Annotated in this window: 21 protein-coding genes; 7 read left to right on the top strand and 14 right to left on the bottom strand. The window is 30.4% G+C overall.

Going from position 1 to position 26,562, the window contains the following annotated elements; all coding sequences use genetic code 11:
* Window positions 1-708: 708 nt before the first annotated feature.
* The 8 genes from E4J94_RS16585 to E4J94_RS16550 all read right to left on the bottom strand — a co-directional run bounded on the left by E4J94_RS16585 (window position 709) and on the right by E4J94_RS16550 (window position 10,665).
* Window positions 709-1,773 (bottom strand): serine hydrolase domain-containing protein, encoded by a 1,065-nt coding sequence (locus tag E4J94_RS16585; RefSeq protein ID WP_246034363.1) that lies wholly within the window; start codon window positions 1,771-1,773, stop codon window positions 709-711.
* A 207-nt stretch (window positions 1,774-1,980) separates the two neighbouring features.
* Window positions 1,981-3,114 carry a M20/M25/M40 family metallo-hydrolase gene (locus E4J94_RS16580; RefSeq protein WP_135836901.1) on the bottom strand — a complete coding sequence of 378 codons (1,134 nt, stop codon included), beginning with the start codon at window positions 3,112-3,114 and terminating at the stop codon, window positions 1,981-1,983.
* 39 nt (window positions 3,115-3,153) lie between these two features.
* Complete coding sequence (locus E4J94_RS16575) at window positions 3,154-3,834, bottom strand: SIR2 family NAD-dependent protein deacylase (protein ID WP_135836900.1); 681 nt, start codon at window positions 3,832-3,834, stop codon at window positions 3,154-3,156.
* Between the two features lie 494 nt (window positions 3,835-4,328).
* Window positions 4,329-6,131: an acyl-CoA dehydrogenase family protein gene (locus tag E4J94_RS16570; RefSeq protein WP_135836899.1), complete on the bottom strand. Its 1,803-nt coding sequence runs from the start codon at window positions 6,129-6,131 to the stop codon at window positions 4,329-4,331.
* Window positions 6,132-6,208: 77 nt separating this feature from the next.
* Window positions 6,209-7,390 (bottom strand): acetyl-CoA C-acyltransferase, encoded by a 1,182-nt coding sequence (locus tag E4J94_RS16565; protein ID WP_038336965.1) that lies wholly within the window; start codon window positions 7,388-7,390, stop codon window positions 6,209-6,211.
* 34 nt (window positions 7,391-7,424) lie between these two features.
* Window positions 7,425-7,784 (bottom strand): four helix bundle protein, encoded by a 360-nt coding sequence (locus tag E4J94_RS16560; protein ID WP_135836898.1) that lies wholly within the window; start codon window positions 7,782-7,784, stop codon window positions 7,425-7,427.
* A 36-nt stretch (window positions 7,785-7,820) separates the two neighbouring features.
* Window positions 7,821-10,220: a 3-hydroxyacyl-CoA dehydrogenase/enoyl-CoA hydratase family protein gene (locus tag E4J94_RS16555; protein ID WP_135836897.1), complete on the bottom strand. Its 2,400-nt coding sequence runs from the start codon at window positions 10,218-10,220 to the stop codon at window positions 7,821-7,823.
* Window positions 10,204-10,665: a MarR family winged helix-turn-helix transcriptional regulator gene (locus E4J94_RS16550; RefSeq protein ID WP_135836896.1), complete on the bottom strand. Its 462-nt coding sequence runs from the start codon at window positions 10,663-10,665 to the stop codon at window positions 10,204-10,206. Before E4J94_RS16550 ends, E4J94_RS16555 begins: the two co-directional genes overlap by 17 nt.
* A gap of 321 nt (window positions 10,666-10,986) precedes the next feature.
* Here E4J94_RS16550 and E4J94_RS16545 point away from each other — a divergent pair, with 321 nt between their 5' ends.
* Both E4J94_RS16545 and E4J94_RS16540 read left to right on the top strand, forming a co-directional pair.
* Window positions 10,987-12,936 carry a KUP/HAK/KT family potassium transporter gene (locus E4J94_RS16545; RefSeq protein ID WP_135836895.1) on the top strand — a complete coding sequence of 650 codons (1,950 nt, stop codon included), beginning with the start codon at window positions 10,987-10,989 and terminating at the stop codon, window positions 12,934-12,936.
* Between the two features lie 130 nt (window positions 12,937-13,066).
* Complete coding sequence (locus E4J94_RS16540; protein ID WP_135836894.1) at window positions 13,067-13,393, top strand: YegP family protein; 327 nt, start codon at window positions 13,067-13,069, stop codon at window positions 13,391-13,393.
* Between the two features lie 108 nt (window positions 13,394-13,501).
* Here the strand turns inward: E4J94_RS16540 and E4J94_RS16535 are convergent, their stop codons facing one another.
* Entirely contained in the window at window positions 13,502-13,966 is a 465-nt protein-coding gene (locus E4J94_RS16535; protein ID WP_135836893.1) for a Dps family protein, read from the bottom strand.
* Window positions 13,967-14,217: 251 nt separating this feature from the next.
* On the opposite strand from E4J94_RS16535, the gene E4J94_RS16530 reads away from it, so the two are divergent.
* Entirely contained in the window at window positions 14,218-14,754 is a 537-nt protein-coding gene (locus E4J94_RS16530) for a hypothetical protein (protein ID WP_135836892.1), read from the top strand.
* Between the two features lie 44 nt (window positions 14,755-14,798).
* On the opposite strand, the gene uvrA is transcribed toward E4J94_RS16530, so the two are convergent.
* On the bottom strand, window positions 14,799-17,630 hold the full coding sequence (uvrA, locus tag E4J94_RS16525; RefSeq protein ID WP_135836891.1) for an excinuclease ABC subunit UvrA: 2,832 nt from the start codon (window positions 17,628-17,630) through the stop codon (window positions 14,799-14,801).
* 72 nt (window positions 17,631-17,702) lie between these two features.
* Window positions 17,703-18,737: a GyrI-like domain-containing protein gene (locus tag E4J94_RS16520; RefSeq protein WP_135836890.1), complete on the bottom strand. Its 1,035-nt coding sequence runs from the start codon at window positions 18,735-18,737 to the stop codon at window positions 17,703-17,705.
* Window positions 18,738-18,841: 104 nt separating this feature from the next.
* Between E4J94_RS16520 and E4J94_RS16515 the strand changes: the two genes are divergently transcribed.
* Together E4J94_RS16515 and gdhA are read left to right on the top strand one after the other, a co-directional pair.
* Complete coding sequence (locus E4J94_RS16515; protein WP_135836889.1) at window positions 18,842-19,432, top strand: DUF937 domain-containing protein; 591 nt, start codon at window positions 18,842-18,844, stop codon at window positions 19,430-19,432.
* Window positions 19,433-19,632: 200 nt separating this feature from the next.
* On the top strand, window positions 19,633-20,982 hold the full coding sequence (gene gdhA / locus E4J94_RS16510; protein ID WP_135836888.1) for an NADP-specific glutamate dehydrogenase: 1,350 nt from the start codon (window positions 19,633-19,635) through the stop codon (window positions 20,980-20,982).
* An 83-nt stretch (window positions 20,983-21,065) separates the two neighbouring features.
* Here the strand turns inward: gdhA and E4J94_RS16505 are convergent, their stop codons facing one another.
* Both E4J94_RS16505 and E4J94_RS16500 read right to left on the bottom strand, forming a co-directional pair.
* Complete coding sequence (locus E4J94_RS16505; RefSeq protein ID WP_135836887.1) at window positions 21,066-21,746, bottom strand: response regulator transcription factor; 681 nt, start codon at window positions 21,744-21,746, stop codon at window positions 21,066-21,068.
* Window positions 21,736-23,058, bottom strand: a complete 1,323-nt coding sequence (locus tag E4J94_RS16500) for a sensor histidine kinase (protein WP_135836886.1) — start codon at window positions 23,056-23,058, stop codon at window positions 21,736-21,738. Before E4J94_RS16500 ends, E4J94_RS16505 begins: the two co-directional genes overlap by 11 nt.
* A gap of 122 nt (window positions 23,059-23,180) precedes the next feature.
* Between E4J94_RS16500 and E4J94_RS16495 the strand changes: the two genes are divergently transcribed.
* Window positions 23,181-25,547 carry an outer membrane beta-barrel family protein gene (locus E4J94_RS16495; protein WP_135836885.1) on the top strand — a complete coding sequence of 789 codons (2,367 nt, stop codon included), beginning with the start codon at window positions 23,181-23,183 and terminating at the stop codon, window positions 25,545-25,547.
* 46 nt (window positions 25,548-25,593) lie between these two features.
* A complete protein-coding gene (locus tag E4J94_RS16490) occupies window positions 25,594-26,052 on the top strand; it encodes a GNAT family N-acetyltransferase (protein ID WP_135836884.1) in 459 nt (152 codons plus the stop codon).
* Between the two features lie 28 nt (window positions 26,053-26,080).
* Here the strand turns inward: E4J94_RS16490 and E4J94_RS16485 are convergent, their stop codons facing one another.
* The gene (locus tag E4J94_RS16485) at window positions 26,081-26,557 is read right to left on the bottom strand and encodes a DUF4252 domain-containing protein (RefSeq protein WP_135836883.1); all 477 of its coding nucleotides are present in this window, start codon (window positions 26,555-26,557) and stop codon (window positions 26,081-26,083) included.
* Between the last annotated feature and the right edge of the window lie 5 nt (window positions 26,558-26,562).

The following is a 26,562-nucleotide window of genomic DNA, read 5'->3' as shown; positions in this document are numbered from 1 at the left end:
TATTTCTAAACTCGCAAATTTTATTTTAAATAAATTTTTGTCGCTATATAAGCCCTTATGTCAACTACAATACTACTCGTCTTTCGTATTGGGATTGCAAATATACGGTTGGATTATTCGTTTTTCCAAACATACTTTACATTTATTTTACATTATTTCCTTAAGTGATTGGTACAACGTAAAATATTTTTTGAAAGTTTTATCAAATAACTAACTTTTCAATACAAAAACACCTGTTCAATCTAGTAAATGGATACTTTGTGGTTGTAAAATAAAGAAGAGTTGTAGCCAAAGTGGAATCAATTATTAAGTATATAATATAAGATTCATCCAGAAATCGGGAGATTTATTGAAAATACAATAAAATGCTCTTATATATTATGTAGAATAAATATGGAGTTTCTGGATTTATCACACCTAAAAACTTGTAAAAATCATTTCTCAAAAAAATAAATAACTAAGAAAAAGATCATGATTCTGTAAATGATATAAACCGCAAAAATTTGATTAACTGTTATTATCTTTATAATTAAAAACCTTTTAGTCTAATATTTATATTTTTTTTGCAGCTTACTAGAGATTGAATAAAGCAGAAGAATGGATACACATATATCACAAACTATCTATTACATTTAATTATAATAAAAAGAAGCCTAATTTCAATAAAATAATCAATCTTAAATTTATTCGCTAATGTTTATTATTGTATTATTTGATTTCAGGAAATTTAAATTCTTTATTATAAAGCGCATAAACAATAGATTTCACAAACTCTTCTTTAGAAATTCTTTCCCCATTAGTATTATAAGAAATAGATAATTTATCTTCTTTATTATAAATTGTAAGAGCATGCGATCCTAGAGTATCTCCACCATGACCATAAAATATATGATCATCAAAAGTCCAAGTAGCTATACCTCTTCCCCAATCTTCTTTATTCAATATCGGTAACATTTCTTCTAAAGTTTCCTTATTTATTATTCTATTTTGAAATAAACTATTAATAAAAACATTTAATTCTTTGGAAGTTGAAACAATATCTCCTACACCTATAACATTCGGAAAATAAATTTCTTCTTTTAATTCCGACCATTCATTATTATCAAATTTATAAGGTTTAAATATATTTTTCGGATCTGATTTTATAGAAGCTATATTTTTTAAATTTAACGGATTTACTATTTCTGTATTGAAAATTCTAAAAAAAGATTTTTTATATTTCTTTTCAAGAATCTTTGTCAATAGAAAATATGCTGAATTTGAATATTTAACTTTTTCATTAGGTTGAAAAATCACACCCTGTTCTATTATTAAATCAAGAATTTCTTCTTCTGTCACTTTCTTCGTTATCCATACTTCTCCATCTTTTACAACATAACTCCCTAAACCACTTGTATGTTCTAACAAGTTTTTAATTGTTATAATTTCTGAATTTGGAATTTGAGGATAAAAATCCGATAATTTATCCGTCAATTTTAGTTGATTATTTTCAATTAACTTAAAAACTAATGTAGCCGTAATCATTTTAGTTACAGAACCAACATGATATTTAGTATTGTTATCATAATTTAAATTTTGAATATTTTTCTGCCCAAAGCTTTTTTGATAAACTTCTTTATCTTCTTCAAAGATTGATATACTACCAACTCCTAAATTATTATTCTCAATATAATCTAGATACTTATTTAAATTTTCAAAACTAAGCGTTTGAGAAAAAACATTCTTTGAAGTTATTAATAAGAATAGCAGAATTACTTTTTTAATCTGTGTCATAGATGATATAGTTTTATTAAGATTACAACATAAGCCTTAAGTCTTTTAATAAAATTAATAAAAAAACTGAAATGTAAATAAGATTGATATCCGTAAAAAGACAAAACTTCTATTAAGCAAAACTTTTACTGATCAATACAATCTTCCTTGTTTTTTTATTTAAAATACTTTTGATAAGTAATAGCTCATCTAAAAAATAGTAATTACCTATTTCTTCAAAATCTTGAAAGTATATTGACTTGCATTTATATTGACGAAATAAATACCTGAAGTAAGATGTTCTAAATTAATTTGCGAAACTGTGGTTTGATATTTTTGATGAAATACCTGTTTTCCCGCTGCATTGTAAATTGTAATAATCGGTTGTTGCAAAACTTGAGAAAAATAAAGGTTTTTAAGAACAGGATTCGGATAAATTTGTAATGTAGAAATAGCGTTTTCTTTTACATTCAGTTTTTCCTGCGCTTGAGAAAAATGCAATAAAGTCGCCAAAGCTCCTTTCGCTACTTCTGTCAGATAATTTAAATCTAAATTATCTATTATATCTTGAGAAGTATGTGCATAAGGTGTTTCATTTTTTTCAAAAAGACCTGTTATAGGATAACCAACCGCCTGAAAAGGCATATAATCGGAACTATAAGCATTCGAAATTTCAGTTTTTAGAGTCGTATACAAAGGAAAAATATTCGCCATTTGATTGGTTAATTCAGCTGAAATTGCATTATTAGACGTAGGATTACTTTCATCTTGCTCACAAACAATTGTTGAATTTACCTTATTCGCCACTCCTCCTACCTCATCAATATTCAGAACAGCTTTAATTTTTAAATTCTGAGGAACTGCAATTTGATTTACATATGCCTGGCTTCCTATTAAACCACGTTCTTCACCTGTAAAATGAATAAATTTTATGGAATAATCTGTTTCGATATCTTTTATTAATCGAGCAATTTCTAATAGAGTTACTGTACCCGAACCATTATCATTTGCTCCAGGCCCATTTAATGTATCATAATGACCATCGATAATAATAAATTCTTCAGGATATTTTTTACCTATTTTTGTAACAATCAGATTATACCCAATATTTCCATATACATTAACCGATTGTTGCTCAATATTTGTATAACCATAAGTAGTATAATAAGATTTCAACCATGTAAATGTATTATTATGAGCAGAAGATCCAACAGTTTTAATTCCAAAATCTTGAAACTTTTGCAATTTTTGATGGACAGAATCGTATTTCACTTGCTCAACAACTGATTGATAAAACGGATTCAGCTCTTGAGCAGCCGCATTGATAGAAAAAACAAATAATGGTAGAAATATATACTTCATATCATTTTAAATAATTAACCAACATTAAAACGTAAAAGATTAAAAAATATTCAAAATTGTTTTTAATTCTTCGATACTTTCTGTTGCCCTCTTCTTAATATGCGTAATTGATGAATCTGTATAAGTATCTGATGGATCAACATAAATAATTGGAACATTTGGTTTTGCATAATCTTTGAGCGAAGCTGCAGGATAAACTTGCATTGAAGTTCCAATTATCACTAAAACATCTGCTGTTAAAACCTCATCAATTGCATTTTCTATTTCTGGGACCATTTCACCAAACCATACAATATGCGGACGGAGTTGATTTCCATCTTCGGCCAGATCTCCAAGTTTGATATCTTTATTCCAATCTATTATCAATTTTTCGTCTTTTTCACTTCGTGCTTTTCTCAATTCACCATGTAAATGAATCACTTTAGAAGAACCAGCTCTTTCATGCAAATCATCTACATTTTGGGTAATAATCGCAACTTCAAAATTGTGTTCTAAATCTTTCAGAAAAAAATGCGCCGCATTGGGTTCAACTTCAAATAATTGTTTTCTACGTTCATTATAAAATTCTTGAACCAATTTTGGATTTCTTTGATAACCATCAATCGAAGCGACTTCCATAATATCATGATTTTTCCACAAACCATTGGCATCTCGAAAAGTAGAAATCCCACTTTCAGCACTAATTCCAGCTCCGGTTAAAACGACTAACTTTTTTTTCATTTCGAATGTATTAATTGAAGTAAATATAAATTATAAAATAAAAAAACTCCATTTCTATTAAATGGAGTTTTTAAGTTATTTCAACTTTTTTAATTCGTTTAATTTGACTAGACACATAATACTAAATGTCGCAAACATTGTCAGAGTAAGAATTGCTGCATTAATTATCATAACCTTAGTTTTAAGTTAATATTTTTACTAAAGTTACTACGATTCATTTCTTTACAATCATTTTTTTAAAATAAAATGATTGTAACTTGCTTATTTTTAATGAATAAACTTTAAACTCAAAACACAAAAAAAACCTCAATTGGGAACAACTGAGGCTTTTCTCTACTAAAACTTAAGTACCATGAAAACTCAACTAACTTATATAAAGACTAGTACTTAGTCTAGATTTATCAAACGATATACCAAATTAAATTTCAGCATGTTAAAAATAAAAAAGCAGTCAATAAATTGACTGCTTTAAATAATTTGTAATAAAAATATACTTAAAAAGTGTATTTATTTTCTTTGATTAATAAATCTGCAATTTCAGTTTTTAAATTAACTACGTTTGGATATTCGTTGTAACGTGTAAATCTTCTTAAACCAGATAACATCATACGTTGCTCATCCCCTTCTGTGAAAGAAACGATACCGCGTGTAGCTTCTGTTTTAATAATTTCAACCGATCTGAATAATTGTAATTGAACTAATTTCTCTGCATTCTTAGCTGCATCAGCACCTTTTACATTTGCAATTTTTTCTGCACGTAACATAGCCGATTCAACCATATAAATTTCTTGCATAATACGAGAAGCCGCAATAATCAATTGTTGATGTTGCTCTAATTCTGCACCAAACTTTTGTAATGCAGAACCTGCAACCATAAAAAACGCTTTCTTAAGATTTGCAATAATCTCTTTTTCTTGTGCGAATAATTCTGAATAATCTGGAACATCAAACGATGGAATAGACATTAATTCGTTCGCCACATTCATTGCAGGAGACATTAAATCTAATTTTCCTTTGAATGCACGTTTTACTAACATCGATACACATAATAAGGTATTGATTTCGTTTGTTCCTTCGTAAATTCTAGAAATACGTGCATCTCTCCAAGCTGCTTCCATTGGCATTTCTTTTGAATACCCCATTCCTCCATAAATTTGAATCCCTTGATCAGCAGAATCCTGCGCTGCATCGGAAATCCAAACTTTTAAAATAGAAGCTTCAATCGCATATTCTTCAATCCCTTTTAATTCCGCTTCGTTATGAGGCATTCCTTTCGCAATATTATCTTCGATTGCATCTTGCACATCTTTCGCCGCACGATACGCACCCGCTTCTGAAGTAAACGCAGAAACAGCCATATCAGCTAATTTCTCTTTAATCGCACCAAACGTATTGATTGACGTATTGAATTGTTTACGTTCTGAAGAATATTGTAAAGAATAATCTAAAATACGACGTTGTGCATCTAAACACGCTGCTCCTAATTTGATACGACCAACATTCAATGCATTCATCGCAATTTTAAATCCTCCATCTCTTTCTCCTAAAAGATTTTCAACCGGAACACGAACTTCGTTAAAGAATACTTGACGTGTTGATGAAGAAACAATCCCTAATTTATCTTCTTCTTCTCCTAAAGAGAATCCAGCACCAGCCTTATCTTTTTCTACAATGAACCCTGTGATATTTTTATCATCATCGATACGTGCAAAAACAATGAATAAATCTGCAAAACCTGCATTTGTAATCCACATTTTTTGACCTGTGATGATATATTCCTTACCATCTTCTGATAAAACAGCTTTTGTTTTCCCAGAATTTGCATCAGAACCTGCTTCTGGCTCAGTTAAACAATAAGAAGCAAACCATTCTCCTGTTGCTAATTTTGGTAAATATTTTTGTTTTTGCTCTTCTGTTCCGTACAATAAAATTGGCATTGTTCCAATTCCAGTATGCGCTCCAAAAGCTGTCGCTAACGAACCTGTTGCTCCAGAAATATAGTCACACACTAACATTGTAGTAACGAATCCCATTCCCATTCCTCCATATTCTTCTGGAACAGAAATTCCTAATAAACCTAATTCACCAATTTTACGCATTAATTCTTCAATCAACGCATAATCTTTCTTCTCGATTTGGTGTTTTTTAGGCACTACTTCTTTATCGATAAACTCTTTTGCAGATTGCAAAATCATTTGTTGTTCTTCTGATAAATCTTCGTAAGTGAAAATATCATTGTAAGAGGCATCTTTGATTAAATATTGACCTCCGATTAATCTATTTGGATTTGTAGACATATTTTTTGTTGTTTAGATGTATTATTGTATCATGTATGAAGTAAAATGTAGTATACTACATTTTACTTCATACAATTTTATTTTAGATATTCGAAAATTGAAGCTGCTCCTTGTCCAGTACCAACACACATGGTTACCATTCCATATTTCGCTTTACGCGCTTCCATTTCATGTAACAACTGCACTGTTAATTTCGTACCCGAACATCCAAGTGGATGTCCTAAAGCAATTGCACCTCCATTTACATTAACGATATCAGGATTCAAATTCAACTCGCGCATAATTGCAACTGATTGAGAAGCGAAAGCTTCGTTCAATTCGATTAACTGAATATCTTCTAATTTCATTCCTGCTTGTTCTAATGCTTTTGGAATTGCAAACAAAGGTCCCATTCCCATAATACGAGGCGCTAAACCTACCGTAGAATAAGCAACTAAACGCGCAACTGGTTCAAGACCTAATTCTTTTACCATATCTTCTGACATCACCATTACGAAAGCTGCTCCGTCCGACATTTGAGAAGAGTTACCTGCCGTAACCGAACCTCCTTGTGCAAAAACAGGACGTAATTTTGCTAAACCTTCGATCGATGTATCCGCACGTGGACCTTCGTCCACTTTAAAATCAATTTTCTTTGTTTGAACTTTTTCTTTATCATCTAAGAAACTATATTCAACATCAATCGGAACGATTTGAGAAGCAAATTTTCCTTCAGCATTTGCTTTTAATGCTTTTTGATGCGAATTGAATGCAAATAAATCTTGGTCTTCACGAGAAACTTTAAATTCTTTTGCAACTTCTTCAGCTGTTAATCCCATTCCCCAGTAATAATCTGGATGATCTTTCGCTAAATCTGTTTCTGGAATTGGTTTGTAACCTCCCATCGGGATATACGACATCGATTCTGCACCACCAGCAATGATACATTCTGCCATTCCTGTTCTAATTTTAGCAGCTGCCAACGCAATTGCTTCTGATCCTGATGCACAGTAACGGTTTACTGTAACACCTGGAACTTTGTCTGTATCTAATCCCATTAATGAGATAAGACGTGCCATATTCAATCCTTGTTCTGCCTCTGGCATCGCACATCCTACGATTAAATCGTCGATACGTGCTGGATCTAAAGTTGGATAATCTTGCATTAAGCGCTTGATTACTGTAGCCGCCATTTCATCTGGACGTGTAAAACGCAATGTTCCTTTTGGCGCTTTTCCTACAGCTGTTCTATATCCTGTAACTATATATGCTTGTTTCATTTTATTTAAAAATTTAGATGTTAGATTTTAGATGTTAGATATTAGATTTTAATTTTTGTTGAAATACATAATTCATTTTTTGAATTTCATTTAATAATAAAATGATGTACTCTACTTTATCTTTTTTCAATAATTGTAATTCCATTCCTAGAATTAATTGAGTCATTAATTCATAAGAAGAACCATTTGCTATAGATAAAAAATGAATGAATTCTTTATTCGAGTTTCTTCCTGCTCCCTCCGCAATATTAGAAGGAATTGAAATTGCTGCTCTTTTAATTTGACTTGTCAAACCAAATTTTTCATCTTGAGGTAATTCTAAACAAATCAAGTAAACTTGTTTTGTCAGCTCAATCGCTTTTTTCCAAATTATTAAATCCTCAAGCTTATGCATCTCATTACTAATATCTAAAATCTCAATACTACAATTTTAATTACGCAACGGTTTACCTGTTTTTAACATATGCTGAATACGCTCTAATGTTTTTCTTTCTCCACAAAGAGATAAGAATGTTTCGCGCTCTAAGTCTAACAAGTATTGTTCTGAAACATAAGTTGATTCAGATAAATTACCACCTGTCATTACATATCCTAATTTATTCGCAATTAAACGATCATGATCCGAAGCAAAACGTCCAGCAACCATAGAATCTGTTCCGACATAGAACATTCCCATCGCTTCTTTTCCTAACACTTCTACTTTACGTTGAATTGGTTGTGTATAACCTGCTTCTGCCATAATAATTGCATGTTTCTTCGCTTCTGCAATTTGACGTTCTGCATTTACCACAACAATATCTTGCTCACGAATAATTCCCATATTCTTCGCTTCATAAGCTGAAGTTGCTACTTTCGCAGTTGCGATATTCATGAAATTATCGCGCAAATGATTTACTTTTACATCATCTTTCAAGGCGAATTCAGTTGCACGGCGCGCAAATTCTTTCGAACCTCCACCACCTGGGATTAATCCAACTCCAACCTCAACCAAACCAATGTAAGTTTCAGCAGCAGCTACAATTTTATCCGCATGCATCGACATTTCACAACCTCCACCAAGCGTCATTCCGTGAGGAGCAACAACAACTGGAATAGATGAATAACGAACACGCATCATCGTATCTTGAAACATTTTGATTGCCATATTCAATTCCCACCAATCTTGTTCTGCAGCCATCATCATAATCATGGCTAAATTAGCTCCAACAGAGAAATTGTCTCCTTGGTTACCAATTACAACTCCACGATAATCTTTTTCTGCCAACTCGATTCCTTTATTGATTCCTTGTAAAACTCCACCTCCAAGAGAATTCATTTTAGAACGGAACTCAATATTGATGATTCCATCACCTAAATCTTGAATAGATGTTTCTTGGTTTGACCAAATTTCATTCGTTTTTCTAATATTATCTAAAATAATGAAAGCATCTTGACCAGGAATTAATTCAAATTGTTTTGATGATTGATTAAAGAATAATTTCTTACCATTTTCGATTTTATAGAAAGAATCTGCACCAGTTGCTGCTAATTCTTTTACCCAATCCGAAACCTTGAAACCTTCTGACTCTACTAATTGAATTCCGTTTTGTAATCCAACTAAATCCCATGTTTCAAATGGACCATATTTCCATGCGTAACCTGTTTTTAAGGCATCATCAATTGGATAAAGTACATCTGAAATTTCTGGAACACGTTGCGAAACATAAGCAAATAATGAAGCAAAATGTTTACGAATTAAATCTCCAGCTTTACCAGAATCTTTTAATAAAACACCTAATTTATTACGCATAGAACCCGCATTTTTAGCAGTTTCTACAGCTGTAACTTTTGCGCGTTCCATTGAACGATATTCTAATGTATCAAGATTTAAGGCAAAACGATTTGTATTTCCGTCCTTGTCAATTTCTTTGTAATAGAAACCTTTTTTCGATTTATCTCCTAAGAATTTATTCTCGATTAAGAAATTCAAAAATTTTGAATCTTTCAAACCTTGAATCATTTCGTCATTTGGCGCATTTTGCTGCAAACCTTTTGTTACATTATATGCTGTATCCAAACCAACCAAATCACCCAATTTGAATGTTCCCGTTTTTGGACGACCCAAAATAGAACCTGTTAAGGTATCAACTTCTTCAATTGTTAATCCAATTTCTTGCGCCAATTCCATCACTTTCGCCATCGAGTAAACTCCTACTCTATTCCCGATAAAACCTGGCGTATCTTTACATAAAACTGGAGTTTTACCTAAGAATAATGATGCATAGTTTTGGAAAAACTCAACAACAAATTTGTCTGTTTGAGGAGTTGGGATAATTTCGAATAATTTTAAGTAACGTGGCGGATTGAAGAAATGAGTTCCGCAGAAATGTTTCTGAAAATCTTCTGAACGACCTTCAGCCATCAAGTGGATTGGAATACCAGAAGTATTAGAAGTTACTAAAGTTCCTGGTCTACGGAAGTTATCTACACGCTCGAAAATTGATTGTTTAATATCCAATCTCTCGATCACAACCTCTATTACCCAATCCGAGTTTTTAATCTTCTCGAAATCATCATCAAAATTCCCTACAGTTATACGAGAAGCAAATGCTTTGTCATAAATTGGTGAAGGATTGCTCTTTAAAGCAGCATCTAAGTGAGTTTGAGCAGTTCTGTTACGAACTACTTTACTCTCTAAAGTAAGTCCTTTCGCTTGCTCTTGTGGTGTAAGCTCGCGAGGAACCATATCTAACATCAAGACTTCGACTCCGATATTTGCAAAATGACATGCAATACCAGAACCCATCACTCCTGATCCTAATACAGTTACGTGTTTAACGTGTCTTCTCATAATTGTTTTTAAATATTTTTTTGTCCGATATTAATTGGTTAATCTTATAAATCACTTCCAAAAAAACTTGCATTTTTTCAGGTTCTATGTGATTATTAATTGATTCATTAAACTGTAATACAAAGTGTTTTGAAATATCTCTCATTCTTAATCCTTCTTCAGTCAAAGTGATTAACACACTTCGTCCATCTTCTGGATTTGGTTTTCTTACAATGAAATTTCTTGCTTCTAAGTTTTTTAATGTTCTCGACAAACTAGTTGGTTCTATCCCCATCTTTGGTCCTAAAGATGTACTTGGTGTCCCTCCTTTTGGATCAATAGATAATAATGTAAATGCATACACCATTGTAGAATCGTAAGCCCCTGCTTGTTCGTTATACATTTTCTGAACAGAAAGCCATGTTGAACGTAATAAATAATCTATCGTTAAATCTTCTCTTAACATATTTTAGTGTATGTCTAACAAATATAATCTTTTTTTATTATGCAAGCATAATAAAGTTTTAAAATTTAATTTATCTTAACATTATTTAATACAATTTACTATTTATCAAATGACTAGAATATTAAATTTACATTAAAAAATAATTACTATGAATAAATAATAGTATTATTTATTCATATATTACTAAAAAAAACTATAGTGTATAAATACGTTATTATAAAATCGAAAATAAATATAAAGTAGCTTTTATATTATAAATAAATAAGATTGTTTAATCTCTTTTCAACGACATACATTCGTAGAAATTTTAAAATACTGCTTATGGAATCAAACCATACGATGAACAAAGTAACAGCGGCAACGCTATTAATCGCATTTGGAATCATTTACGGTGATATTGGAACAAGTCCTTTATATGTAATGAAAGCGATAATTGGCGAGAATCGCGTGATTGAAGAGAGTATTGTCTATGGAGGCGTATCTTGTGTTTTTTGGACTTTATGTTTTCAAACTTCTATTAAATATGTATGGTTGACACTAAAAGCAGATAATGATGGCGAAGGAGGTATTTTTTCTTTGTATTCATTAATAAAGAAAAAAGGAAAAAATCTTATTATTCCGACCATTATTGGAGCTTCTGCTTTACTCGCCGATGGAATTATCACTCCCCCTGTTTCCGTCTCTTCCGCAGTTGAAGGACTTCGAATGCTAAACGGACTCGAAAATCTCCCTACTATACCTATTGTAATCTTCATTCTTTCTATGTTATTTTTCTTTCAACGATTTGGAACGAATAAAGTTGGAAAAATATTTGGACCATTTATGGTTTTATGGTTTACAATGCTTTTGGGTTTAGGAATCTTACATATCGTACATCACCCAAGCATTATCAAAGCTTTAAACCCCTATTACGCTTATAACTTATTAATGAATTATCCACACGGATTTTGGATTCTTGGAGCTGTATTCTTATGTACAACAGGAGCTGAAGCTTTATATTCTGATTTAGGACATTGTGGAAGAAAAAATATTCGTATTAGCTGGATCTATGTTAAAATCTGTTTAGTCGCTAATTACCTTGGACAAGCAGCATGGTTAATGCATCAAGACGATCCAATGATGGATGGAAGAAATCCTTTCTATGAGATGATGCCTGATTGGTTCTTAATTCCTGGAATTTGTATTGCAACAGGCGCGGCTATTATCGCTTCACAAGCTTTAATTACAGGTTCTTTTACATTAATCAACGAAGCAATTAATTTAGGTTTCTGGCCACGAACATTAATTATTCAACCAAACGAGCACAAAAGCCAAGTTTACATTCCTACAATCAATTTTATGTTATGGGCTGGCTGTGTCTTTATTGTTTTATATTTCCGAGATTCGTCCCATATGGAAGCCGCCTACGGACTTGCTATTACAGTTACCATGTTAATGACTACATTCCTTTTATCCTATTACCTCAACTATTATACAAAATTCAACAAAGTATTTATTGTAGCAATCTTGTCAATTTTTGTTGCGATAGAATCTTCTTTCTTTGTTGCAAATGTTGTCAAATTTGTTGATGGTGGATATTTAGCATTATTAATGGGATGGCTGTTCTTTGTAATAATGTATTGTAGTTTTTATGGAAAAATCCTTAATTCTCGAAACCTTGAATTTGTTAAAATCAAACGTTATGCGAATGTTCTAACAGAATTAAGTGAAGATAAGACGATTAATAAATATTCAACTTTCTTATTTTATTTGACAAAATCTACAAATCCCAAAACAATAGAGAAATATAGTATTCAGTCTATATTATCAAAACGACCTAAACGAGCAGATGTTTATTGGTTTATCAACATTAGTAGAGATAGTGAACCATACACATTGAATTATAAGATTTTGCCAATTGTAGATCAAAAAATTTATCGAATTACTTTCAATATTGGATTTAGAGTACAACCAAAAACTGAACAATACATTAAAAAAGTAATTAATGACATGTACGCTAATGGAGAATTACAACTAAAATACCTAAGTCCATGTCTAAAAAAATATAATCAAGATCCTGACATGAAATTTGTTTTAATTGAAAAATTTCCTTCAATTGAAACAAAATTGAGCATGAAAGAGTTTTTTACATTAAAAGTATATTATCTATTGAAGAAAATAGAATTCAATATTCCGAAATCTTTTGGTCTTGAGAAAAACGATGTTGTTGTAGAACATATTCCTTTGTATATGCACAAACATAACATTGATGATTTAAAAAGAATTCCATAAAAAACAGAAATCCTGAAAACAATTTTTCAGGATTTTTTTTGTAAACATTTTATAGATTGATAATTATCAAATAATTTTTATAAATTTATATTAATCAACAAGATAAAATATTTATAAAAATTTAAAAATTATGTTCGAAATTTATCAAGACAAAGCAGGAGAATATCGTTTTCGTTTGAAAGCTAAAAATGGGCAAAATATTTTGGCTAGCGAAGGTTATAAACAAAAAGCAAGCTGCGAAAACGGAATTGAATCAGTCCGTAAAAACTCGCAAGACGAATCTAAATTCGAATTAAAAGAAGGTGTTTCTGGAAAATGGCATTTTAACCTTAAAGCTTCTAATGGACAAGTAATAGGAACAAGTCAATCTTACGAAACAGAATCTGGTGCTAAAAATGGAATAGCTTCTGTAAAAACAAATGCTTTAGAAGCAGAAATAAAAGAAGTAGAAGGATAAAACAAACCTCTTTAAAAAGCTGAAGCCTTGGATAAATCCAAGGCTCAACCTAATTAACACTAATATGAATTAACACTAAAAACTTATGAAGTAAAATAATGTTCAACTTTATTTTAGATGCGATCTAAGCATCCAAGCAGTTTTTTGATGTTGTTCTAATAAACCAACTAAGAAATCCGAAGTTGAAATATCATTGAACTCATCAATTTCTACTACAGCTTGTGCCAAAAAGTCAATAATAACTTCATGATCATGTAGTAAATCAGCAATAAAACTTAAACTATCTTTGTTTTCTGTTTTCCTTGCTTCTGACAAATGAGCTAACTGCAAATACTCTGCCATAGTTGCTGGGGCATATACATCTTTTTGACGAATTTTTTCAGCAACATCATCTATAACAATTTGTAATTCGTTATATAACGATTCAAAATACACATGTATAGTCTGAAAATCAGGACCTTCTACATTCCAATGTGCATTTCTTGTTTTTAAATATAAAATATGTTCATCTGCTAATAATTTAATTAAAATATCAGCAATTTTTTGTTTTTTTTCTGGAGATAATAATTTCATTTCTTTAAATTTTTATATTGTCTATTTTGATTAACTTTACTATTGCAAAGATAAAACCAGAAAAGCTAGAAATTATAGATATTTCAAATCTTATTTCTATTCTTTTATAATTAAAAATTATGAACGTCTCTTTCAATTTTAATCTTAACACTGTTTAATTAAAAACAGAATAATTATTTTTGATTGGACAAATTTATAGTGGTTTTTTCAATTAAAGCCATTTTTAAAAGTTAAAAATTAATTAAATTTCTATGAAAAAGTTTCTTTTATTTATCATTTCTTTAACCCTAGCCAACACAGCTTTTTCTCAAATAAATCAAAATCAAACGCTTAATAATAATTGGCGTTTTGGAGGTGGTTTGGGACTATCTTTTGGGAATAACAGCTATTTTGGATTTAATATTTCTCCAAGTGTAGGTTACATGGTTGCAAACAATTTAGAATTGGGCGCGACGGCAGGTTATCAGTATGCAAAAGACGATTATGTAAAACAGAATTTGTTTAATGTTGGTCCTTACATTAACTTTTTTCCAATTGAAAATATTTTCTTGAGAGCTAATTATATGTACTATACAGGGAAACAAAAATATAACGATCGCACGCCATATTACAACAGTATTTATGAGTTTGATTTAGATGAATCTGCGTTATGGTTGGGAGCAGGATATCAATCTAGTGGACCAATAAGATTTCAGGCTGGTGTTATGTACAATGTTTTATACAAAGAAAACGAAAGTATATTTTCTTCAGGTTTTCAACCATTTATGGGAGTTTCAATCGGATTATAAATCATAAAAAAACCATCTAAAATTTTAGATGTTTTTTTTATGATTTATTTTAATTCGTCTTTCAAGAATTTTCCTGTCACGCTTTTCGGATTCTTAATGATTTCTTCTGGCGTACCTTCTGCCACTATTTTTCCTCCTTTCCCTCCTCCATCAGGACCAATGTCAATCACATAATCAGCTAATTTTATCACATCCAAATTATGTTCAATAATGATAACTGTATTTCCAAATTCAACAATTTTATTGATCACTTTCATCAATACATTAACGTCTTCAAAATGCAAACCTGTTGTCGGTTCATCTAAAATATAAATAGTTTTTCCTGTTTGTTTTTTAGCTAATTCTGTTGCTAATTTCACACGTTGCGCTTCTCCTCCACTCAATGTTGTTGATTGCTGACCAAGCGTAACATATCCTAAACCAACATCTTGTAACATTTTTACATAACGATAAATTTTAGGAATTGCCTCAAAAAACTCTACGGCTTCATTTACTGTCATTTCTAACACATCCGAAATCGATTTTCCTTTGTAACGAACTTCTAAAGTTTCGCGATTAAAACGTTTGCCATTACATGTTTCACATTCAACATGAATATCTGGTAAAAAATTCATTTCAATTACACGTAAACCTGCTCCCTGACAAGTTTCACAACGACCTCCTTTTACATTAAATGAAAAACGCCCTGGTTTATAACCTCTAATTTTCGCTTCAGGTAAATTTGTAAACAACGAACGAATATCAGAGAAAATTCCTGTATATGTTGCAGGATTAGAGCGAGGAGTTCGGCCAATTGGCGATTGATCAACTTCTATTACTTTATCCAAATGTTCTAAACCTTCGATTTTTTTGTAAGGCATCGGATCTTTTTCTGCTCTAAAAAAATGCTGATTCAGAATTCTGTACAATGTTTCATTAATCAAAGTCGATTTTCCTGAGCCCGAAACGCCCGAAACCACAACCAACTTTCCTAATGGAATTGTAAGGTTTACATTTTTCAGGTTGTTTCCTGATGCTCCAAAAAGTTTTAATTCATTCCCATTACCTTTTCGACGTTCTTTTGGAACTTCTATTTGCAACTGATTATTTAAATATTTCGATGTTAGTGTATTTGATTTTAACATTTGTTCAGGTTCACCTTCCCAAACGATTTGACCACCATTTTTTCCTGCTTTTGGTCCAACATCAATTACATAATCCGATTCCAAAATCATGTCCTTGTCATGTTCTACAACTAAAACTGAATTTCCGATATCACGTAATTTCTTTAATGAATCAATCAATCTCACATTATCACGCTGATGCAAACCAATACTTGGTTCATCTAAAATATACAATACATTTACGAGTTGAGAACCAATTTGAGTTGCTAAACGAATTCGTTGCGCTTCTCCTCCAGAAAGAGTTTTCGAGGAACGATTAAGACTCAAATAATCCAATCCTACATCTAATAAAAATGATAAACGTGTATAAATTTCCTTTAGAATTTCATGAGCAATTTGCTGTTGATTTGCTGTCATCGAAACAGGTGCCTCTTCAATCCATTTTTGTAAAGATTTAAGATCCATTTCGGCAACTTCACCAATATTTTTATGATCGATACGAAAGAAAAGTGATTCTTTTTTTAGACGTTTTCCGTCACAAATTGGACAAACAACTTTTTTTCCAAACTTCTTACTAATAGAGCTTGACGATGGATTATTCTTATCTTCCATTATTTCAGAAAGGAATTCATTTAATCCTTCAAAATCAATTTTGTAAGTTTTTTTTACTGATGCAAATTTCAAATCGACATTCAAAGTTTCTTTCAAACCATTCATCACATCATCGAGTAATTCTTGCGGAAGCTTTTTGAAAATAGTTTTTTGATCTACATTATGTTTTACAAAAATAGCTTCTAATTGTTTTTCTATTCGAGAAGAAGTTTTCAACGCTTCAAATAACTCTTCCAAATTATCAAATAACGATTTATCTTTATCTTGAAATATTTTCTCATGATTTACCACTTTCAATTCACCTAAACCCGTACAAGTTGAGCAAGCTCCTTTCGGGGAATTAAACGAAAATGTATTCGGTTCTGGTAATGCATAAGAAACACCAGTCGTAGCACACATTAATGATCTAGAAAAGAAACGTGATTCATTTGTTTCATAATCTATAACCATTGTAATCCCGTTTCCTTGGTGCATCGCATGATCGATACTTGAACGTAAACGTTGATCGTTGATTTTATCATTCAGGATCATTTTATCAACCAATAATTCAATATCATGAGTTTTATAACGATCTAACATCATTCCTGGTGTGATATCTTGTAAAATACCATCAATCCGCATTTCAAGAAAACCTTTTTTTGAATATGTTACAAAGACTTCACGGTAATGTCCCTTACGTGAACGAACAATTGGAGCTAGAATTGCAATCTTTTTTCCTTCATATTGCTCACGAATCAACTCGATAATTTGATCATCAGAGTATGCTACCATTTTTTCATTTGTTTCTACTGAATAAGCTGTGGAAGCACGTGCATACAATAAACGAAGAAAATCATAAATTTCTGTAATTGTTCCTACTGTAGATCGTGGATTTTTATTAGTTGTTTTTTGTTCGATAGCAATAACAGGAGATAATCCATCTATTTTATCCACATCTGGCCGTTCCAATCCTCCTAAAAATTGACGTGCATAAGCAGAAAATGTCTCTATATAGCGACGCTGACCTTCTGCATAAATAGTATCAAAAGCCAAAGAAGATTTTCCACTTCCACTTAATCCTGTAATTACGACAAGTTCGTTACGAGGAATCTTAACATCAATATTCTTTAGATTATGTTCACGTGCTCCGTAAACTTCAATAAAATCTTTCTCCATGTTCATTTGTAAGAAGTTGCAAAAATACAAAAAAAGCCACATTTCTGTGACTTAGTCTATTATAAAATTTTTTAATAGTTACTTAATTATTGGAATATAAATACGTGACATTAGTTTTAAACTATCTGTTTCTTTAGGATCATTCAACATTACTTCTAACTGTCTTACTCCTAATTTTATTTTCTTAGATTGTGCATAATTACTCATTCTTGTTATTGTCTGATTACGTTTAGAACGAGGACCTATATGCAAAGTCAATAAATATTCTCCGCCAGGTACGACTACTTTTTGCATATTTTTTTGCAGAGGAAGATCTTCTATCAGTTGAATTCCTGAGAAAAAAGTAATTTGATCTTTTTCTTTATTAAAATCTGTAAAATAGATATATGGAAATCCTAAATCGAAATCAAGACCTCCTTCTTCCTTATTCATTAAAGATTTATATATCGTTTCAAAAGAAGCATCTACTTTTGACATAACATCTGTTTCAGCAAATTGAGATTGTTTCTTTATAGCTAATAAATTTGTACGATTTAATTCTACAATTCTAAACTCTCCATAATTTAATCTTCCTTCTTTTTTATCTTTATCTAATCTTATCTTCACTCGTGAGCTTAAATTTTCTAAAGATTTTTGAAACTTAGATTCAGGATTTTTAAAATAGGCAAAATAACGATAGAAATAAGGGATTTCTTGGCTTAAATACTTCAATTTAGCAACAGTTTTACCATTTTCATTTTGATCAAACTTCACATTTAAACTATCTAATTTTTCCCAACCATCATATTTAATTGTATAATTTACAAAACGATTTACAGAGAAATTGTCTATTATGATTTTACCTGAAGCTATTGCTGCATCATCCGAATCCCAAATCATGGAAATTTCATCATCTTCCTGAGTATTTGAAAATTTTTTAACTGTTAAAGAATCCGAAGCTGTAAATTGTTCCCATTTAGAAAATTGACGAAGATTATAAAATTCATCATAAACTAATCCAACTGGAGCATCGAATTCATATTCGATATCATCATCAAAGCGGTCAGGTAATAGGATTGGCAAAAGAGCTAAAATCGCTATAAGAATAACTAGAAAAAGATTTATTTGTTTCATTTATAAAATTGAATATACAAAAATAGAAATACTTTAGAGCACTCGAAATATTAATCCAAATTAATCTGCTAAAAATACTATATTTGGTTAAATAATATAAACTTATGGACTTTACAAATTTAATTCAAGGAGCTATTGGTCAGCAAGTAGTTGGTTCTGCTGCAAAACAATTAGGCATCAATGAATCTCAAGCGCAAACAGCTGTTGCCGCTGCAGTACCTTTTTTATTATCAGCATTAAATAAAAATGCTCAAAACGGAGGCGCAGAAGGAATTTCAAACGCATTAAATCAACATGATGGAAGTATTTTGGATAATCTTTCGGGATTTTTAGGGCAAGGAGGAAATCAACAAGATGGTTTAGGTATTTTAGGTCATGTTTTGGGAAATAAACAACAAAATGTGGAATCTGCAATTTCTCAACAATCAGGTTTAAATATGCAACAAGTAACACAAATATTAGCCTTAGTTGCTCCTATCGTAATGGGATATTTAGGAAAACAAAAACAATCTAATGAATTAGATTCTAATGGAATTACTGGATTATTAGGAAGTTTAGTTGGTGGAACTTCTACTCAAGCAAATCAAAGTGGAGTTAATTTAGGTGGTTTTGAAAAGTTATTAGATCAAGATGGTGATGGAAAATTAGGACTTGGTGATGCAATGGGATTATTAGGAGGTTTCTTCAAAAAATAATTCAATGTCTTTAATTGAATAAAAATACAAAATTTATCAAGCAGGAAATTTTCCTGCTTTTTTTGTTTCAAAAATTATCAAACTACAGATTCTGAGTAGTCAAAATTATCAACTTCACAAATATTAAAAGTTTACTTTAAAAAATATGCTATTTTTTTTATTGATGAATGTAATTTTATCAATAATCAAACACAAATAACATGGATACTTTATTTTACTCAGAAAAATTCATTCAAAGAATTAAATCAAAAAACCCCAATGAGAAAGAATTTCTGCAAGCAGTAGAAGACGTATCTGAGATTATTTTACCTTTTGTTGAAAAAAACCCAAAATATAAAAAGTTCAAAATTCTAGAGAGAATTGTCGAACCAGAACGTATTATTCAATTTCGTGTAACGTGGATTGATGATAAAGGAGAAATACAAATTAATAAAGGTTATCGCGTACAAATGAATTCTGCAATCGGTCCATACAAAGGCGGTTTACGTTTTCATCCTTCTGTTAATTTATCTATTTTAAAATTCTTAGCTTTTGAACAAGTTTTTAAAAATAGCTTAACAACATTACCTATGGGTGGAGGAAAAGGCGGTTCTGACTTTGATCCAAAAGGAAAATCAGATATAGAAATTATGCGTTTCTGCCAATCCTTTATGACTGAATTATCGCGTCATATTGGTGCAAATACAGATATTCCTGCGGGAGATATTGGTGTAGGTAGTCGTGAAATTGGATATTTATTTGGACAATATAAACGAATGCAAAATGAAGTTACAGGAGTTTTAACAGGAAAAGGTTTGGAATATGGAGGTTCTTTGATTCGTCCTGAAGCAACTGGTTACGGTTTATTATATTTTGTAGAATGTATGTTAGCAGAAAAGAAAGTGACCTTAAAAAACAAAACTATTTCTATATCTGGATCTGGAAATGTAGCACAATATGCAGCAGAAAAATCTATTGAAATGGGATGCAAAGTAGTTACACTTTCTGATTCTTCAGGATATATATATGACGAAGAAGGATTTGATCAAGAGAAATTAAACGTTATTTTTAAAATTAAAAATGAGGATTACTCACGTATTTCAACTTATACGGAGCATTATCCAAATGCTAAATTTTATCCTAATCAGAATCCATGGAAAGTACCATGTGATATTGCATTACCTTGCGCTACTGAAAACGAATTAAGTCTTCAAGATGCTCAAACGTTGCATCTAAATGGATGTATTTTGGTTGCTGAAGGAGCGAATATGCCAACAACTCCAGAAGCTATTCATTATTTTTTAGATCATCAAGTTTTATATGGACCTGGAAAAGCCGCTAATGCAGGAGGTGTCGCTACTTCTGGATTGGAAATGTCTCAAAATTCAATTCGTCAAAATTGGAGTAAAGAAAAAGTTGATTATCGTTTAAAAGAGATTATGATAAAAATTCATAATCAATGTAAAAAATATGGTAAAGGTGAGTTTCAAGAAAATATTAATTATTACAAAGGCGCCAATATCGCTGGTTTCGTAAAAGTTGCTGACGCTATGATTGCTCAAGGAATATAAATAAAAATCCATTTATAAGTTCAGTTTCTTTACTGAATCTAAATTCAATTGTTTGTTATTAAAAAGCCGATTTACTCGGCTTTTTATTTTTTAGGTAGATCTATTTTAAATCCAATTCCACGAACCGATTCAAACTTTATACTTTTATCATATTGAAAATACTTTCTTAATCTCGTCATGAAAACATCTAAACTTCTTCCCATAAAATAATCATTTTCACCCCAAATTGATTCTAAAATCTCTTTTCTAGTTACTAACTTCTGATTATTCTGTATAAAATAACTCAACAATTCTGCTTCTTTCTCTGTCAATTGAAAAACCTCATCATTATAGCTCAACGTTAATTGATTTCTATTAAAAACATATTTTCCTACCGAGATAATTTCTTCTAAAATAGGCTGATTTCTTTTCAAAATATTTTTTATTCGCAATACCAATTCTTCAGGGTCACAAGGTTTTGTAATATAATCTTCTGCACCTAACTTCAATCCTAAAACACGATCAAAACTTTGAGCTTTAGCTGTTAGAAATAAATACGGAATTGTTACCGTTTCAGATAATTTTCTCGCTAGAGAAAACCCATCAATTTCAGGCAACATAACATCTAAAATAATTAACTGAACGGTTTTGACTAACTCTATTTCATTTAACAAATTTTGTGGATGATTAAACCATGTCACATCAAAATCAGAAAATTCGAGGTATTGTTTGAGAACTGTTCCCAAATCTTGATCATCTTCTACTAAAATTAATTTAGTTTTCATTCGGCAAAACGATTATAAATTGAACACCTTTTCTTTTGTTATTTTGTACGTCTATTGTTCCAAAATAACGTTTAATAATATTCTTTACTAAATATAAACCAACTCCCAATCCATTCACATTTTGATTGATTGAACGGTTTACACGATAATATTTATCAAAAATAAAAGGGAGTTCATTCGTTGGAATTCCAATTCCATTATCCGAAAAACATAAGGTTATTTCTTTCTGAAATTTAAAATCAAATATAATTTCTGAAGCACCATATTTCACTGAATTTTCAATCAAATTCTGAGCAATTTGTTGAAAATCTTTTGTTTTCAATACATTATTTTTTTCAAAAACATTTTGATGAATAAATTTAACTTCTGGATATTGAAATTGAATCTTTTGAATTATTTCATTCAAAATGACTTCATCTAACAACTCAGAATTTTCCTCTTTTTTTACAAAAATAGAATCAACGGTATTCTCCAAACGATTAATTTGTCTATTAATCATCTCTTTTGTTTCTTTATTCTGAATCTGATGCAAAGCAAATTTCATCGTCGTAATTGGTGTATTTAATTCATGAGCAATAGAATCTATTGTTAAATGTAATTGATTAATTTGCTCTTCTTGTCTTATCAGATTTTGAATCGATTTCCAATATAAAATCACAATTAATCCTACAATCAATAAACTCACAATGATTAAAGGAATTATTTTCTTTAGAATTAAAAATCTCAGATTCAACAATTCATAATCCGTTTTACCTTTAATCTTGTATTTGTGGCGTTCATTCTTATTAATTCCTAAATCAGAATCTGTTTGATTAGTAATATCATCAGACGACCAAATACTTTGATTGATATTGGTTGCTGTAGCGATTTTATTTGTTGTTTCGTAAATCACATAATTCTTGTTTGGCAATAGCTCTTTATGATTCAATTCATCATAAACCGAATAAACATCTGTACGAAGTGCTATTTGAAAATCTTTTCCTTTGGAATAAACATCTAATAGAGAATCTACAATTGGTGTATAAATCTTATAATTATAATCAACTTTAGTTCGAATTATCTGTAGTTCATCAAACTGCTTTTTTTCATCATGATTCAGTTTTTTAAAATAATCTATAATCTTATCATCATTAGAATCTGTTTCATATTTTGACATAGAATTCATCACTTTCATTGCAATTTCTTGAGCCTCTTTTTTCAAATCTTTTTCAATCAATCGATAAGAATTATAGATATAATAAACTTGTAATGATACCAAGACGATCAATGCAAAAGAGAAGATAAATGTGTAATGTTTTTTAGATAATTTCATAAGCTTTTCATCAGTTCAAAAATACATTGTTTTTCATCATAAATCACACATTAACTCATCGTTAACCGTTCATTAACCAAGTAAAATCGAAACTTGAAAGAGATTTGTTAAAAATCTGAACGATGAAAATATTAATGACAATTTTTCTATTACTTCCAAATTTAATTTTCGCACAAATCATTACAGGAAAAATTATAGATGAACAGAATCAACCAATCAAAAACAGTTCGATTGAAGTTGAAATTAATTTGCAAGATCCTATTATAACTGAATCAAACGAAAATGGTGAATTCAATTTTGAGCTTCATCAAGCACAATCATTTACAATTTACATTAAAGAATTTGGTTATCAAGAATTTGAAAAAACATATCAAGCTAATTCAGAGAATTCTTTGATTATCACACTTCAAAAAGATGAAACAATTAACTTAAAAGATGTTGTTGTTTCTAGTCAAAAACCTTTGTTGAAACGAAAAATTGATCGAATAGAGTTTAATGTCGAAAATACGCCTTTGCAAAATTTAAGTGCTTGGGATATCGTGAAAAACACGCCAAATGTTCTATTGAAAAATGATCAATTAAGTGTAAGAGGAAATACGCAAATTTTGGTAACAATTAATGATAAAAAAACATTAATGTCGCAAGATGATTTGAAACAGTTATTAGAAAATACAGATGGTACAACGGTTTCATCAGTTGAAGTCATTACCAATCCGCCTGCAAAATATGAGGCTTCAGGAAGTGCAATTATTAACATTAAAATGAAAAAAAATGTACTTTCTGGTTACAAAGGGCAAATTGCGACACGCTATCATCAATCGATTTATAGCAAAGGAATGATAGGAACTTCGCAATCTTACAACACAGAAAAATGGCAATTGACAGGAAGTTATTATTTTGTGAATGGAAAATATGTTCGTAAAAATTTTGATGTAACAACTTATGAAAAAGATCAAACACGTTGGGAAAGCGACATGATTCGTCGAACAGTTGCAAAACAACAACATATTTACAACTTTGCTTCTCAATATTCAATCGATAGTTTACAGAATTTTCAGTTTGGTATAAATGGTTCAAGAAATCCTGCATCAATTGGAAATTATAACGTTCCGACGAATATTTACAATACAACGAATAATCAACTTGAATCATTTTACAAAACACAAAATAATCGTCGAGAATCGGGAAATAATTTTAATACGTATTTAGTTTATGACAAAAAATTTGGGAAAAATAATTTGACATGGAGTAACAATTTTAGTCACCGTTATTACAAAGAAAATCAAGATGTTTTAACAAAATTAAATTTCAAGGATAAACCTTATGAAGAAAATCGTTTTTTGAGTGCTGCACTTCAGAAATTGAATCTATATTCTACACAAATTGATTATAGTTTCACTAATGAAAATTTCGGCTTGGAAGCTGGAGCAAAATATAGTTTTGTAAAGAATGATAATGATTTGGATTTCTTTGAATCAATCCAAAATCAAATCGAATATCAACCCGAAAAAAGTAATATTTTTGATTATAAAGAACAGATTTTTGCTTTATATATTTCTGGAAATTACAAATGGAAAAAATGGGAAGCAAAAGCTGGTTTGAGATCTGAAACAGCTCTTATAAATACGATTTCTGATAATCCAATTAGCCAAAATAAACGAACAAATACCGATCTTTTTCCAACTTTATACGTCATGTATAATTTTGAAAATGCTGGACAAATTGGTTTGAATTATGGAAAAAGAATTGATCGACCTAATTATAATTTCTTGAATCCTTCAAAATCATATTACAATCTGTTTTCTTATTTTCAAGGCGATGCCAATGCGATTTCTACGATTATTCACAATTTGAGTTTATCGTACACCTTGAAAGATTGGAATTTCGAAGCCTATTATCGATACGAGAAAAATCCTGCGATGGAAATTTCTATTCAAAATCCTGAAACTTTTGAAACGGTTTATCATTTTACTAACATCAAAAATGGAGAAGCTTTTGGAGCAAATCTTTCGAAAAATTTCAATCTAAAATCGTGGTGGAAACTGAATTTATTTGCGATGGGAGAATATAATCAAAACTATTATTTTGGTCCAGATAATTTGCAATACAAAAACGATGTCTTTTTTTATCACCTTTCATTGAGCACGCAATTGGATTTAGACAAAGCAAAAACATTTAATATTTCGGCTGGATATCAATACAATTCAAAGGCAATTCAAGGTTCGTTCAATATTAGTTCTTCTCAAAATACATATTTGATTTTAAACAAAAAAATATGGGATAAACGTTTCGAAATTGGTTTGGTTTTCAATGATATTTTTAAAACTGATCGCAATACGATTTCTACGAAATACGCAAATCAAAATCAATATTTCAAAGATTATCGCGATACGCAATACTTTATGTTGAATTTGAAATATAATTTCGGAAACCAAAAAGTAAAAGAAGCGAAACAAGCACAAAAAACAGCGGAGCAGAATAGAATTTAATGTTACAAAAACGTAAGTTTTATTAAATTTGAGGAAAAGCAATAAAATGAATTTAGTAAAAATAATTCGAACAAATTCTTCTAACAAAGATTTTCAAGAATTGGTAACAGAATTAGATAAAGATTTAGCGATAAGAGATGGAGAATTTCATTCTTTCTTTTCGCAATTCAATAAAGTTGATAAAATAAATCACGTTGCTATCGCCTATTTAAACGAAAATCCTGTTGGTTGTGGCGCTATAAAACATTATTCTGATACAACAATGGAAGTGAAAAGAATGTATGTAAATCCTGATTTTAGAGGAAATAGAATTGCTGCAAAAGTTCTGAATGAGTTAGAAAATTGGGCAATCGAATTAAGTTATGAACGATGTATTTTGGAAACTGGATTGAAACAACCTGAAGCAATTGCTTTGTATGAACGATGTGATTACACAAGAATCGAAAATTACGATCAATACAAAGATATAGAAGAGAGTGTTTGTTATGAGAAAATATTGAAATAAAAAAGCTGAGCGTTGCTCAGCTTTTTTATTATTTATTAGATTCTTTTACCATTTTGTTCATTTCGGATGCCGTAATTTCACCATCCATAATCATGTACATTTGTTGATCATCACTATTAATGCTCATCAATACATTTTTAAAAATTTTCGCATTTGCATTTTCCGTTAAAAAACGAATTTTACTTCCATCCTTATTTATTGACATCAATTCCTCTAATTTCATTTTATCAAAAGCAGATTTCACTTGACTTTTAGCATCTTTGTTTGTGTTATCAATTATAATCATTTTGATTGAATTCATTTTTTTGAACAAGCCGTCCAAATCTTTCAAATCAGAATCATTTGCCGTCATACTTCCCACCATACTAAACATTGCTTTGTTTATAGTAATCGTTGTAACGCCCTTTTTATCCTGAAATTGGTTGTAAATATCGACAAATTTATTTGTTTGTGCATTTGCAAATCCAACGATGAATAATGCAAAAATGAATACATATTTTTTCATATTTT

Origin of the sequence: Empedobacter tilapiae (assembly GCF_004785645.1) — a bacterium.
Taxonomy (GTDB): domain Bacteria; phylum Bacteroidota; class Bacteroidia; order Flavobacteriales; family Weeksellaceae; genus Empedobacter; species Empedobacter tilapiae.
This window is presented reverse-complemented; position numbering and strand designations above follow the sequence as displayed.